Here is a 13281-nt window from a genome sequence, read left to right as displayed (position 1 = left end):
TAATTTGTGTGGTAAGTTTTAATATCAGCCCAAGATAAACTAAAAATTTAGTATTTTGAATTGTAACGGCCTGATTTAACAAATTTTAGGGATTGGAAACAAAATACCGTTTGTTATTTCGATAGAGCCTGGGAGGATGTGCACTGGCGCGAAAGAGAAATCTTGTACGATATGCATTTCCACTCAGCGTATCGTATAAGATTTCTCACCCTTGCCCCGCTATTTCCCTCCCGCTAAGGGTTCGAAATGACAAACTTCCTAATCAGCGTAAAGACCGCGCTAAAACAACATCAGTACCTGCCCTTTTTCCACTTTATCACCGGGTTTTATTTTGGTGGCTTTAATGGTTACATCGGCGGGAGCTTTAATGATGTTCTCCATCTTCATGGCTTCCAGTATAAACAGGTTATCGCCTTTTTTAACCTCGTCGCCATCGTTTACAAATATCTTCAGCACCAGACCGGGCATGGGGGCTTTTATCTCGCTGATCTTTGAGCTATCCTTGCTGCTCATCCCCAACTGATCGAGCAGCAGATCGAACTGATCCTGTGCTGATACCTGGTAGGTATTACCGTTCACCTTTATCTCGGCAGTTTTCCCTTCCGCGTCAAAGCTAACTACCTCGGCATTGTAGGATGCGTTGTTGTGCAACAGGTGATAGCCTTGCTTACCCAATTTTTGAATATCGGCAGTGGCTTGTTCGCCATTAACGGTTAGTGCGCCTTTATTGCGTTTGGCCTCAAAATCAAACTTGTCGTTTACTTTTATGCGGTACATATGTTTACTGGGTAAGTACGTATTGAATTAAGTTAGCGCCCATTTTAAGGGCTTTAAGGCGGGCTTCCTGGGTATCGTTGGCGTAGGTGCCAAAATCTTCCCAGCCGTTGCCCAGGTCGCACTCGTAGGTGTAAAAGCATACCAGGCGGCCTTTATAGATCAGGCCGAAGCCCTGCGCGCGGGTGCCATCGTGCTCATGTATTTTGGGTAATCCGGCAGGGAAATCATATTTCTGGTGGTAGATAGGGTGGTTCACCGGCAACTCCACAAAATCCAATTCGGGGAATACCTTTTTCATCTGCGGGCGGATAAACTGGTCTAAACCATAATTATCATCGATATGCAAAAAACCGCCGCCGGTAAGATATTTGCGCAGGTTGCGCGCCTCGGTATCACTAAAGATCACGTTGCCGTGGCCCGTCATAAAAATAAACGGATAATTGAACACCTCGGCGCTTCCGGCTTCCACTATCTCGTCCTCGGCCTGGAAGTTGGTCTTTAAATTTTCGTTGCAAAACTTAATGAGATTGGGCAGGGCTGTGCGGTCGCCATACCAATCGCCCCCGCCGTTATATTTCAGCTTGGCCATCCGGTATGAGGGGGCATGAAAACCCGTGAACAGGCAAAACACCAGCACCAAAGCTATCCCATACCTTAATTTCATACTTAGCGGTTTAAAAAGTTTATCTCAAAGCAGGCTTCCAGCGCGGCGGTTTCGGTGCGCAGCCTGCTTTCACCTAAAGTTATGGGTTTAAATCCGTTTTGTAAAGCGTCAGCTACTTCTTTTTCGGTAAAATCGCCTTCCGGGCCAATCATCACTAAATAGTTACCTTTCAATTGCAGCGTATCCTTTATTTCAGCTTTCTCTCCATCAATGCAATGAGCAATAAATTTTTGCCCTTCAAACGGCTGCGACAGGAATTTACTGAAGCTAACCGCCTCGTTCAATACCGGGTGATAAGCCTTAAGTGATTGCTTGATAGCCGAAGTAATGATCTTATTCAAACGATCTACCTTGGCCTCTTTACGCTCAGACCGCTGGCTGATGATCAGCGAGATCTCATCTATACCGATCTCGGTAGCCTTCTCTAAAAACCACTCCAACCTGTCCAGATTTTTAGTTGGCGCTACCGCGATGTGCAGATAATGGTTGCGCTTGCCATATGCTGTTACTACCGAATTAATTTGCAGGATGGTTCTTTTGGGATGCGCATCGGAAATGGTCGCTGTATAAAATCCTCCCCTACCGTCTATCAGGTTAATTTGATCGCCCTTTTCCAGGCGTAGCACACGGGTACAGTGCTTGCTCTCCTCCTCGGTTAAAAACCAGTTTTGGGCATCGGGATTAATATCGGGGGTGTAGAACAGGTGCATGGCCGGCTACAATTAATGCAGGTCTACCGCGTCTTCTTCGTTCAGCAGCAGCTCCAGCTTTACAGATTCAATGTTCTGGTCTGATTTTTTCAGCACGGTGATATTGTAGCCATCAGCTTCGCGTTGTTCGCCAACTTCGGGTATCTTCCCGAAGATCTCGCTCACCCAACCGCTTACGGTATCAAAGTCGCCGTCTTCGGGCAGGTCGTGCGGCAGGTGGCTGTTTACATCATAAATAGATGCTACGGCGTTCACTATAAATTCGCGGTCGCTTACTTTATCTACAATTGGCTTTTCTTCGTCAAATTCGTCCTGTATCTCGCCCACCAGTTCTTCCACGATATCTTCCAGCGTTACCATACCAGCCGTACCGCCAAACTCATCCAGCACAATGGCTATCTGCATGCGCTTTTGCTGCAGTTCGGCCATCAGATCGTTTATCTTTTTGGTTTCAGGAATGAAGTAGGGCTTACGGATCACGTTCTTTAGCTCAAAATGCTCGTTACGTACCAACAACGGTAAGATATCCTTGGCATGCACCACGCCGATGATCTTATCGATACTATCCTGGTAAACCGGCATACGGGAGTAGCCTTCGGTGATGATCAGTTCCAGTAATTCCTCGCGGGTAGTATCGATATCCATGCCCGATATTTTAGTACGGGGCACCATGATGTTTTTCACCACACGTTCGTTAAAATCGAATACGTTTTTGATCAGTTCGTGTTCGGTACTATCCAGCGCGCCACTTTCCTTACCTTGTTCCAGCAGGTACTGTAACTCTTCTGAACTATGGTGCGCCTCCTCGCTGATATTGTTGATACCGATCAGCTTTAACAGGAATGTCGCGAAGCCGTTCAATAACCAGATAAATGGTTTAAAGGCCACAAAGAAGAAGCGCAGCGGCAGCGAAACAGCCAGCGTGGTACGTACCGAACGTTGTATGGCTATCGACTTAGGCGCCAGCTCGCCAAATACAATGTGGAATATGGTGATAGTGGCAAACGCCACGATATGGCTGGTGGTGATAATGGCCTGCGATGTAATAACCACGCCAAACAGCGCGAACAGGCTGAGCATGCATTTGGTAACCACCTCCTCGCCCACTACACCAAGCCCCAGCGAGGCGATGGTAACACCCAGCTGCGTTGCCGCCAGGTAGCCATCCATGTTGTGCATGATCTTGCGGGCCAGCTTAGCTGCTGTACTACCCGATTTGATCTGCAATTCTATTTGCGACCCCCTTACCCTTACAATGGCAAATTCGGCTGCCACGAAAAACCCGTTCAGTGCAACAAGGAATAAGGTAGCAATTATCTCAAAAAAACTGACGTGTAGGTCGACGGGGTGGTCCATTAATTTGTTTTATTGTTCAACTTTGAAAGTCTCGTTGTATAATGCCAGACTTTCCTTAATTACTTTATACGCGTAAGGCTTACCTAAAAGGTGCTCTATGGTTACGTTTTTCCCTTCAAGGGCTTTATAATCCTGGAAAAAGCGTACGATCTCTTTCATGGCATGCGGCGGTAGTTCGTTCAGGTCGTCGATATAATTTACCGACATATCATTCTTCGCTACCGCGATGATCTTGTCGTCCTGTTCGCCGTTATCCACCATGTGCATTACGCCAATCACCTTTGCTTCGATCATCGACATGGGGTAAACGTCGGCGCTGCAAAGTACTAATATATCCAAAGGGTCTTTATCATCACAATAAGTTTGCGGGATAAAGCCATAATTTGCCGGGTACATCACCGATGAGAACAATATACGGTCAAGTTTCAGCAAGCCTGAATCTTTATCGATCTCGTATTTCGCTTTCGATCCTTTGGGTATCTCTATTACCGCGTTCACTATATTCGGGATATCCTCGCCCGGCGATACCTGGTGCCATGGGTGTTGTGTGCTCATTCGTTATATTAAATGTTATTACTCTTTATTTGTTTTATCATCGCCTGCATTGCCGAAGCTCTTTCGCTTTACAAATGCTATTATAAGCGGGATACTGGTTACTACGATCAGCCCCAGTATCACGTATTGCAGGTAGTATTTCAGGTTGGGGTATTTAAGCCCTAAAAAAAAGCCGGTTAAGGTTAATATGCTCACCCAGGCTACGCTACCAATAATATTGTAGATAGTGAACTTTTTGATATCCACCTTTACAACCCCTGCAAAGATAGGTGCAAAAGTTCTGATTATTGGGAAAAATCTGCCTAAAACCAATGCCATGCCGCCATATTTCCCATAAAAGGCCTCGGCCATGGTTACATAACGTTTCTTAAAGAATAGGGATTCGTTCTTTGAAAATAGCAGCGGCCCCGTTCGGTAGCCAAACCAGTAGCCGGTATAATTGCCCAAAATGCCTGCTACGATCAACGAGCCGATGAGCACATATACCGGTACATCTAAAATACCTGTGGCACAAAGCAGTCCGGCTAAAAATAGCAGGTAATCACCGGGCAGAAAAAACCCGAAGAACAGGCCCGTTTCTGCGTAAACAACAATAAGCAAAAGGTAAAATCCCCCCGTACTTATGATGGAATCGGCATCGGTTAAATTGTGTAGGTGTTCCCAGAAACTTTCCATTCGGCTATTAAGTAAAACTACAAATATTATTTAATTTGTAATCAATACTTAATATTAAATAAGATTGGAAATAAAGCCGGGGTATATACCAACTATTAAGGTAATAATGGCCGATAAAGCCAGTACTACATTAAAATAGCCCGGGATAGCCAGTTCGGTACGCTCGGCGCTGCGGAAATACATGGCCACGATGACCCTGAAATAGTAGAATATGCTGATGATGGCATTTACCACCGCTATCAGGATCATCCAGATCTGCATTTTGGCCATAGCGCCCGAGAACATCAGGAACTTACCCATAAAGCCCGCGGTAAGCGGTATACCTGCCAACGACAGCATTGCGATAGTAAGCACAAGCGCCAGGAACGGATTGCTTTTACCCAAACCGTTGAAACTCTCAAAATTATCGTTGCCCGATTGCTGCTGAACCAAAATCAATACCGCGAAGGCAATGATCGATGCTACCGAATAAGCGATGGCATACACAAACACCGAGTTACCCGAGTTTGCCCCCAAAGCCACAATAGCAAACAACATATAACCGGCATGCGAGATACTCGAAAATGCCAGCATCCTTTTAAAGCTATGTTGATACAGGGCGGTGATATTGCCTACACATAAAGTAAGGATAGTGATGGCCATTAGGGTCGGCACCCAAACTTCGGATATCGAAGTAAAGCAAACCGAAAATAACCTTAAAAATGCTGCGAAGCCCGCAGTTTTAACAACAGTCGACATAAACGCGGTGATCAGCGTTGGCGCGCCTTCGTATACGTCCGGTGTCCAGAAGTGGAATGGTGCGGCGCCTACTTTAAAGCAAAGGCCAACGATCATCAGCATAATGCCGGTATAAAACATGGCATCGGGTGTTTTGCTGGTATGGGTTAAGGCCCAGTCGCGGATAACATCCAGGTCGAACGAACCTACCGAACCGTAGATGAGCGTAATGCCAAACAGCAGGAAACCGGTAGAGAACGCGCCCATCAGGAAGTATTTTAAAGCAGCTTCGTTTGATGCGAAATCGTTCTTTTTGATACCTGCCAATATGTATAAGCTTACCGACATGATCTCGATACCAATAAACAGCATCGTAAGGTTATGGTACGATACCATTACGATGATCCCTGCAAGGGCGAACAGGATGATGGCATAGTATTCGGCCACATGGTCGCTGATCCGCTCGAAATAATCCTTTGATAGCATCAGGATCAATACGGTCGACAGTATCGTAACACCCGAAAACGCGATAGCGAACCTGTCAAACTGCATCATGCCGCTGTAAATAGGTTCGGCAACGGCATTCCATTGCGCAATACCTAAACCCAGGGCAACTAATAAGCCGGTAATGGTAATAGGCAACAGCGCGTTTTTGGCTTTGTACAAGCCCAGGTACAACAGCAGTATAGGTAAAACAGATATGAGTATCAGCGTATTCATTCTTTATATTTTAATTCAAAGGGGCAAATTAGTGAGCAGGGATAGCAGACACTGCGCCTATAGGCCCGGTTTTCTTGTTAACTAAATCTATCAGGTTGGTAACCGAAGCTTCCGACAGGTGTAAGATCGGCTGCGGGTAAATACCGATCACAATGATCAGCGCGCAGATGATTACCATCACCAGGCGTTCGCTGCCGGTAATATCGGTAAAGGTAATGGTCAGGTCGTTGGTTGGGCCCTGCATTACGCTTTTGTACATGCGCAGCATATATACACCGCCTAATATAATGGTAGTACCCGCCACAACAGCCAGCCTGATGTTGTAATAATAAACGCCGTTCAGCAGTAAAAACTCACCGATGAAGCCGTTTGTCAGCGGCAAGGCCACCGTACCCAGGGTGATGATGAGGAATGATACCGCGAACCATGGCGAATTTTTAGCGATACCGCCCAACTGGCCCAGATCGCGGGTATTCAGTTTGCGACTGATGATATCCCATACAAAGAATAAACCTACTACGTTAATGGCATGGTTTAGCATTTGTATCATAGCACCCTGCACACCGTTCACATTCCAGGCGAAGATGGCGGCAGCAATCAAACCAACGTGGGCGATAGATGAATAAGCCACCAAACGCTTGCCGTCTTTTTGGCGGAACGCGATGATAGAGGCATATACAATACCAACAACCGATAAAGTGATGGCGTAAGGATAATATTCGTTAAAGCCCTGCGGTGCCATCGGGATCAGCCAGCGGATAACACCGAAAATACCCATCTTCAGCATAATGCCCGAAAGCATCATGGTACCCGCGCTTGGCGATTCGGTATAAGTATCAGGCTGCCAGGTATGGAAGGGGAATATCGGCATCTTGATAGCGAATGCTAAAAAGAACGCCCAGAATATCCAGCCCTGTGCTTTCGGCGTCAACAACAGGCCATACAGTTCATGGATATCAAATGTTTTGCCGGGGTTTTGCGTGTACAGGTAAATAATAGCCGCCAGCATAAACAGCGAACCGGCGAAGGTGTAGATAAAGAATTTCAGCGTAACCTTTATCCGGTTCTCGCCGCCCCACAATGCCGATATAAAATAGATCGGGATCAACGCGGCTTCCCATCCTACATAAAACAAAAAGGCATCAAGCGCGGTGAACACCACCAGCATGCCGCTTTGCATAAATAAAATCAGCGCGTAAAAAATATTGCTGTTGGTATTATACTCGTGCTTAAAGGTTGTAAGGATAATTATCGGCACCATCAGGGTACACAGCAATACCGGTATAATGTTGATACCATCAAGCCCTGCACTAAAGTAGATACCAAATTGCGGGATCCATGCCTGATCTACAGCAAACTGTACCGAAGCATCCGGGTGATATTGGGTAATGAAGTATGCGGATAAGGCCAGTTCGGCTACAGCAAAAAACAATGCCACATACTTTGCCGACTCGTTCTTAATAAAAACAAGGGCAAGAGCAGCCAGCAGGGGTAAAAAAATTAATAAAGAAACCGTCATTTTGTATGCAGTATACCTGTAAATCCAAAACTATAAACCAGTAAGGCAATAATGCCCAGCACCATCATAAATATATAGAAGCCCACATTACCGGTTTGCAGCAGGCGCAAACCCTTACTGCCTTCAACCGGCGCGGCGCCTATACCATTCACCAAACCATCAATACCCATCTTGTCAACTACCTTATAAAGGAACTCCGACGCGGCATCCAGTGGTTTGCGGAACAGCATATCGTATAACTCATCTACATAGAATTTTTTGTATGACAAGGTTGACAGGAAGCTGCGCTCCTCGCCATCGCGAACAGGCAGATCGCCTTTGCTGATATATTTAATGTAAGCGTATATTAATGCTAATACGGCTACGCCTACAGATATGCCCATCAAAGTCATTTCCATAGATACCGGTAATTCGGCAACTTCCTTAGGCGCGCCGGCTTTAAATATCGGTGCAAGGAAATGGCCTAAAGCGTGATGTCCACCCAATACTTCAGGGATACCGATGAAACCGCCAACGATAGACAGCACCGCCAAAACAATTAGTGGTATGGTCATGGTAGCAGGTGATTCGTGCAGGTGATGCTCCTGTTCGTGCGTGCCACGGAACTTACCAAAGAAGGTAAGGAACAACAGGCGGAACATGTAGAACGATGTCAGCATGGCGGTGAAAACACCAACGCCGTACATCCATTTGCTATGTTCGTATGTATGTGATAATATCTCGTCTTTAGAAAAGAAACCAGCAAACGGAGGGATGCCGGCAATGGCGATGGTACCAATGAGCATGGTTGCGAAGGTAACCGGCAACTTTTTGCGCAGGCCACCCATATTGCGCATATCCTGCTCGCCGCTCACCGCGTGGATGACAGAACCCGCACCCAGGAATAAAAGGGCTTTAAAGAAAGCATGCGTGATTACGTGGAAGAAGCCGCCTGTAAAAGCACCCACACCCAAACCCAGGAACATATAACCAAGCTGCGACACGGTTGAATAAGCCAGTACCTTTTTAATATCAGTTTGTGTCAGGGCTATCAGCGCGGCAAATAAAGCGGTAGCTAAACCGATGATAGCGATCACATCCATCGTAACCGGCGCCCAAACAAATAAGATGTTAGAGCGGGCTATCATATAAATACCGGCGGTAACCATGGTAGCCGCGTGGATCAGGGCCGAAACAGGTGTCGGGCCGGCCATCGCGTCGGGCAGCCAGGTAAACAATGGTATCTGTGCCGATTTACCGGTAGCGCCCACAAACAGCAGCATGGTTACCAGGGTGATGGTCCAGAAGCCATGCGGCATTAAATGTACGCGTGGGAATATCTGTGCAAACTCTACACTGCCAAAAATATTCACCATCAGGAAGATGGCGATCAGGAAGCCCAGATCACCTATACGGTTCATGATGAATGCCTTTTTAGCGGCATCGGCATAATCGGGATTAGTATACCAGAAACCGATGAGCAGGTACGAGCATAAACCTACACCTTCCCAGCCAATAAACATGATGACGTAGTTAGATCCCATCACCAGCAGCAGCATGAAGAAGATGAACAGGTTTAAGTAAGCGAAGAACTTACCGAAGCCCGCATCATCATGCATATAACCTATCGAATATAAATGGATCAATGTACCTACACCGGTGATGATGAGCAGCATGATAGAACTCAGCTGATCTACCAAAAAGGCGAAAGGCACCTTCATGGTACCGGCACTGATCCACTGGAACAGGGTTACATTGATAGCCTTGCCGGTCTCGTGTATCTGCATAAAGGTACTTAAGCTGATACCAAAGGCAACCAGTACCATAAAGGTACCAATAAAGCCGATAACGCCTTTAGACAACACATTGCGGCCAAGCCCGTTGAATACGAAGCCAAGCAGCGGTAATAAAGGAATAAGCCAGATATATTTATCCATTGTTATACTATTCTATTCAATGTGTCATGCTGAACTTGTTTCAGCATCCCACTTGCTATTACCAGCGGTGTGAGGTCCCGAAACAAGTTCGGGATGACGTTTTGTTTTTATTTTCAGCTTGTCATTGCGAGCGATAGCGCGGCAATCTCGTAGCCATGCTTATCTACTCTGCGTACTACGGGATTGCTTCGTCGTACCTCCTCGCAATGACAGTTTATTTAACTACCATTTCAATTTATTCAGCACATTCGTATCTATCGAACTGGTGTTACGATAGATCATCACAATGATGGCCAAACCTATCGCCACTTCGGCAGCGGCCAGGGCCATAATAAAAAATACGAATACCTGCCCGGCTGCATCGTTACGGTAAACCGAAAACACGGTCAGCAACAGGTTCACGGCATTCAGCATCAGCTCAACCGACATGAAGATCACAATAGCGTTGCGGCGGGTTAATACCCCAATAACGCCTATGCAAAACAAAATGCTGCTTAATATAATGTAGTGATTAAGCGGCACGTACTTTACCGTATTAAAAAAACTTTCCATCGGGCTGCTTTTCTCTTTTAGCTAATAAAACCGCGCCCACCATTGCCGATAACAGCAGGATAGACGATATTTCAAAAGGCAATAAAAACTCGTTGAATAACACTTTACCTAAATTTTTCACCAAACCTAAGCCCGGGTTATCAAGCACTACCGGTTTTGAAACCGCGCATAGCTTCAGCGCGCCGAACAGTGTAGCCAACAGGCAGCAACCGCCAATAACACCGGCAATTTTTACAATATTGCTTTTAGCAGGTTCCGAATCTACGTTCAGGTTCAGCAACATCAGCACAAACAGGAACAGTACCATAATGGCCCCCATGTAAACGATGAAGTTCACCACAGCTAAAAACTGCGCGTTAAGCAAAATATAGTGAATGGTAATGGTAAAAAAGGTAAGTACAAGGTACAGTACGCTGTGCACCGGGTTTTTGGCAGTAATAACCAATACTGCAAACAGTATGGATAAAAATGCGATGAAGTAAAATATACTCATTTTTTGGTTGATCTATAATTACCTGGGCCCTGCCAAATAGCGGGGCAAAGGTATAAAACTTCTCTATTGATTTAAGGGCGCCTCTACTAATTTGTCTTTACCATAAATAAAGTCCTTGCGCAACATATCCGATGGTACAATGTCGCCATCAAGGTATATCGCTTCTTTAGGACAAGCCTCTTCGCACAATCCGCAGAAGATGCAGCGCAGCATATTAATTTCGTATACGGCAGCGTACTTTTCTTCGCGGTACAGGTTCTCTTCACCTTTCTGGCGCTCGGCAGCCGTCATAGTGATGGCTTCGGCCGGGCACGACAGGGCGCAAAGGCCGCAGGCGGTACAGCGTTCGGCACCATTCTCATCGCGTTTAAGCGAGTGCATCCCGCGGAAGTTCTCAGAGAACTCGCGTTTTTCTTCGGGATACTTAATGGTTACCGGCTTTTTAAAAAAGTGCTTTATGGTGATCTTTAAGCCGCCTAATATAGCCGGCAAATAAGCGCGCTCGGCCAGGGTAAGTGGCTTTACTTCTAAAACTTTACGTTTATTACTTAGTGGTTCCATGCCGGTGTATTACTTAAAAAATTTATCGTAAATGGTGATCCAGGCACCGGTAATTACAATGTTGGTGATAGCCAAAGGTATCAAAGCCTTCCAGCCCAGGTCCATCAACTGGTCATAACGGAAACGCGGGATGGTCCAGCGTACCCACATAAAGAAGAAGATGAACAGGAAGATCTTTGCAAACAATACAGCCGTACCAATCAGCGGACCGATAACCGGGCCAACGTGCGCTGTTACCCAATCCATACCCGGGTAGTTATAACCGCCCCAGTACAGGGTAGCCATTACTGCCGATGAAATGAACATGTTGATATACTCAGCGAACAGGTAAAAACCCAGTTTCATTGATGAATATTCGGTGTGGTAACCACCTACCAGTTCAGTCTCGCACTCAGGCAGGTCGAATGGTGAACGGTTGGTCTCGGCAAAAGCGCACACCAGGAACAGCAAAAAGCCAAATGGCTGATAGATCACGTTCCAATGCCAGCCATGTTGTTGCTCGGCAATTTCTTTCAAGCTCAGGGTGCCGGTAACCATCAGTAAAGCGATGATAGAAAGGCCCATCGAGATCTCGTAGCTGATATTTTGCGATGCCGCGCGGATAGCGCCCAGCAATGAGTATTTGTTGTTTGATGCCCAGCCACCGATCATGATACCATATACACCCAGCGATACCACGCCGAAAATGTACAGGATACCTACGTTGATATCGGTTACCTGCAAATCGATCACCGTGTTACCGGCAACTATCTTTTGTCCCCATGGTATCACCGCCGAACCGATACAGGCCGTCATGATAGCCAGTGCCGGGCCTACAATAAACAGGAAACCGCTGGCACGGGTAGGGATAATTTCTTCTTTCATAAACATCTTGCCACCATCGGCCAGGGGTTGCAATAATCCCCACGGACCAGCACGGTTAGGACCTACCCTATCCTGCAAAAACGCGGCAATTTTACGCTCGGCATAGGTGCTGTACATAGCCACCACCAAGCTGATGGCGAAAATAACCACCACCAATATTGCTTTAATTATTAACTCTGATACTCCCATTATAAGCGTGTGTCTCGTTCAAACTGTTCTTTATTGGCTTCCTGCAGCAGTGGGTTGGTTTTCACCACCGGCAGCGGGCGCAGGGTATCGTAATGATTTGCGCTGATAACCGATTTGTTTGATATATGGCGCGGGCCTTCAATCACCCAATCAGCGGTTTTCTTTTTATCAAAGCGGCAGGTATTGCAAATAAATTCTTCCACTTCGCCGTAAACATCCTTGCGGGCAGTTACGCGTATTACATCTTCGCCTTTGTACCACAGAGTCACTTTGCCGTTGCAGTTCTCGTGGTCGCAATCGCGGTGGGCGTCGACAGGCTTGGTGAACCAAACACGGTTTTTAAAGCGGAAAGTTTTATCGGTCAATGCACCTACCGGGCAAACATCAATCACGTTCCCTGAGAAATCGTTGTCGACAGCTTTGCTGATATAGGTAGAAATTTCAGAATGGTCGCCGCGGTTAAGGATACCGTGCAGGCGGGTATTTGTGATCTGATCGGCAGTGAACACGCAGCGGTAACAAAGGATGCAACGCGTCATGTGTAGCTGGATCTTATCGCCGATATCGATCTTCTCAAATGTACGGCGGTCAAATTCGTAACGGGTTTTGGCTGCACCGTGCTCATAGCCCAGATCCTGTAGGTGGCATTCGCCGGCCTGGTCGCATACCGGGCAATCCAGCGGGTGATTGATCAGCAGCATCTCCACCACACCTTTGCGCGCCTCAATAACTTCGGGCGATGTGATGTTCTTCACTTCCATACCATCCATTACGGTGGTACGGCAGCTGGCTACCAGCTTAGGCATAGGGCGCGGGTCTTTTTCCGAACCCTTGCTTACCTGCACCAAACAAGTACGGCATTTACCGCCGCTGCCTTCCAGTTTAGAGTAATAGCACATAGCAGGTGGAACAACGTCGCCACCTATCAGCCTCGCGGCATTCAGGATGCTTGTTCCGGCATCTACCTCAATGGCTATTCCGTCTATGGTAACTTTATGTTTATCTGACATTTT

At 46.6% G+C, this 13281-nt stretch carries 14 protein-coding genes; all 14 read right to left on the bottom strand.

Annotation, left to right across the window (positions count from 1 at the left end; genetic code table 11):
• Positions 1–279 precede the first annotated feature (279 nt).
• The 14 genes from HQ865_RS02270 to HQ865_RS02205 all read right to left on the bottom strand — a co-directional run bounded on the left by HQ865_RS02270 (position 280) and on the right by HQ865_RS02205 (position 13278).
• Positions 280–777, bottom strand: a complete 498-nt coding sequence (locus tag HQ865_RS02270; RefSeq protein ID WP_173413330.1) for a biotin/lipoyl-containing protein — start codon at positions 775–777, stop codon at positions 280–282.
• Between the two features lie 4 nt (positions 778–781).
• Positions 782–1441 carry a DUF4159 domain-containing protein gene (locus HQ865_RS02265; protein ID WP_173413329.1) on the bottom strand — a complete coding sequence of 220 codons (660 nt, stop codon included), beginning with the start codon at positions 1439–1441 and terminating at the stop codon, positions 782–784.
• Positions 1442–1443: 2 nt separating this feature from the next.
• Positions 1444–2151, bottom strand: coding sequence for a 16S rRNA (uracil(1498)-N(3))-methyltransferase (locus HQ865_RS02260; RefSeq protein ID WP_173413328.1), 708 nt, complete (start codon positions 2149–2151; stop codon positions 1444–1446).
• 12 nt (positions 2152–2163) lie between these two features.
• Complete coding sequence (locus HQ865_RS02255) at positions 2164–3507, bottom strand: hemolysin family protein (protein WP_173413327.1); 1344 nt, start codon at positions 3505–3507, stop codon at positions 2164–2166.
• 9 nt (positions 3508–3516) lie between these two features.
• The gene (locus tag HQ865_RS02250) at positions 3517–4062 is read right to left on the bottom strand and encodes an inorganic diphosphatase (RefSeq protein ID WP_173413326.1); all 546 of its coding nucleotides are present in this window, start codon (positions 4060–4062) and stop codon (positions 3517–3519) included.
• A gap of 18 nt (positions 4063–4080) precedes the next feature.
• On the bottom strand, positions 4081–4737 hold the full coding sequence (locus HQ865_RS02245; RefSeq protein ID WP_173413325.1) for a DedA family protein: 657 nt from the start codon (positions 4735–4737) through the stop codon (positions 4081–4083).
• 54 nt (positions 4738–4791) lie between these two features.
• A complete protein-coding gene (locus tag HQ865_RS02240; protein WP_173413324.1) occupies positions 4792–6174 on the bottom strand; it encodes an NADH-quinone oxidoreductase subunit N in 1383 nt (460 codons plus the stop codon).
• 28 nt (positions 6175–6202) lie between these two features.
• Positions 6203–7693 (bottom strand): complex I subunit 4 family protein, encoded by a 1491-nt coding sequence (locus tag HQ865_RS02235; RefSeq protein WP_173413323.1) that lies wholly within the window; start codon positions 7691–7693, stop codon positions 6203–6205.
• Positions 7690–9609, bottom strand: a complete 1920-nt coding sequence (gene nuoL, locus HQ865_RS02230; RefSeq protein WP_173413322.1) for an NADH-quinone oxidoreductase subunit L — start codon at positions 9607–9609, stop codon at positions 7690–7692. The genes HQ865_RS02235 and nuoL overlap by 4 nt, the downstream gene beginning before the upstream one ends.
• A gap of 222 nt (positions 9610–9831) precedes the next feature.
• Positions 9832–10161: an NADH-quinone oxidoreductase subunit NuoK gene (gene nuoK, locus HQ865_RS02225; protein ID WP_173413321.1), complete on the bottom strand. Its 330-nt coding sequence runs from the start codon at positions 10159–10161 to the stop codon at positions 9832–9834.
• The gene (locus HQ865_RS02220; protein ID WP_173413320.1) at positions 10145–10654 is read right to left on the bottom strand and encodes an NADH-quinone oxidoreductase subunit J family protein; all 510 of its coding nucleotides are present in this window, start codon (positions 10652–10654) and stop codon (positions 10145–10147) included. The genes nuoK and HQ865_RS02220 overlap by 17 nt, the downstream gene beginning before the upstream one ends.
• Positions 10655–10717: 63 nt before the next feature.
• A complete protein-coding gene (locus HQ865_RS02215) occupies positions 10718–11215 on the bottom strand; it encodes a NuoI/complex I 23 kDa subunit family protein (protein WP_173413319.1) in 498 nt (165 codons plus the stop codon).
• A gap of 9 nt (positions 11216–11224) precedes the next feature.
• Positions 11225–12268: an NADH-quinone oxidoreductase subunit NuoH gene (gene nuoH / locus HQ865_RS02210; RefSeq protein WP_173413318.1), complete on the bottom strand. Its 1044-nt coding sequence runs from the start codon at positions 12266–12268 to the stop codon at positions 11225–11227.
• Positions 12268–13278: a 2Fe-2S iron-sulfur cluster-binding protein gene (locus tag HQ865_RS02205; protein WP_173413317.1), complete on the bottom strand. Its 1011-nt coding sequence runs from the start codon at positions 13276–13278 to the stop codon at positions 12268–12270. The genes nuoH and HQ865_RS02205 overlap by 1 nt, the downstream gene beginning before the upstream one ends.
• Positions 13279–13281: the final 3 nt, after the last annotated feature.

Origin of the sequence: Mucilaginibacter mali, assembly GCF_013283875.1 — a bacterium.
Lineage (GTDB): Bacteria > Bacteroidota > Bacteroidia > Sphingobacteriales > Sphingobacteriaceae > Mucilaginibacter > Mucilaginibacter mali.
The sequence above is the reverse complement of the archived record's forward strand: the minus strand, read 5'-3'. Positions and strand labels throughout refer to the sequence as shown.

What these genes read in the sequence shown, in the direction of transcription:
- HQ865_RS02270 (WP_173413330.1), bottom strand. Translation starts at nt 777, where the DNA reads ATGTACCGCATAAAAGTAAACGACAAGTTTGATTTTGAGGCCAAACGC.
- HQ865_RS02265 (WP_173413329.1), bottom strand. Translation starts at nt 1,441, where the DNA reads ATGAAATTAAGGTATGGGATAGCTTTGGTGCTGGTGTTTTGCCTGTTC.
- HQ865_RS02260 (WP_173413328.1), bottom strand. Translation starts at nt 2,151, where the DNA reads ATGCACCTGTTCTACACCCCCGATATTAATCCCGATGCCCAAAACTGG.
- HQ865_RS02255 (WP_173413327.1), bottom strand. Translation starts at nt 3,507, where the DNA reads ATGGACCACCCCGTCGACCTACACGTCAGTTTTTTTGAGATAATTGCT.
- HQ865_RS02250 (WP_173413326.1), bottom strand. Translation starts at nt 4,062, where the DNA reads ATGAGCACACAACACCCATGGCACCAGGTATCGCCGGGCGAGGATATC.
- HQ865_RS02245 (WP_173413325.1), bottom strand. Translation starts at nt 4,737, where the DNA reads ATGGAAAGTTTCTGGGAACACCTACACAATTTAACCGATGCCGATTCC.
- HQ865_RS02240 (WP_173413324.1), bottom strand. Translation starts at nt 6,174, where the DNA reads ATGAATACGCTGATACTCATATCTGTTTTACCTATACTGCTGTTGTAC.
- HQ865_RS02235 (WP_173413323.1), bottom strand. Translation starts at nt 7,693, where the DNA reads ATGACGGTTTCTTTATTAATTTTTTTACCCCTGCTGGCTGCTCTTGCC.
- nuoL (WP_173413322.1), bottom strand. Translation starts at nt 9,609, where the DNA reads ATGGATAAATATATCTGGCTTATTCCTTTATTACCGCTGCTTGGCTTC.
- nuoK (WP_173413321.1), bottom strand. Translation starts at nt 10,161, where the DNA reads ATGGAAAGTTTTTTTAATACGGTAAAGTACGTGCCGCTTAATCACTAC.
- HQ865_RS02220 (WP_173413320.1), bottom strand. Translation starts at nt 10,654, where the DNA reads ATGAGTATATTTTACTTCATCGCATTTTTATCCATACTGTTTGCAGTA.
- HQ865_RS02215 (WP_173413319.1), bottom strand. Translation starts at nt 11,215, where the DNA reads ATGGAACCACTAAGTAATAAACGTAAAGTTTTAGAAGTAAAGCCACTT.
- nuoH (WP_173413318.1), bottom strand. Translation starts at nt 12,268, where the DNA reads ATGGGAGTATCAGAGTTAATAATTAAAGCAATATTGGTGGTGGTTATT.
- HQ865_RS02205 (WP_173413317.1), bottom strand. Translation starts at nt 13,278, where the DNA reads ATGTCAGATAAACATAAAGTTACCATAGACGGAATAGCCATTGAGGTA.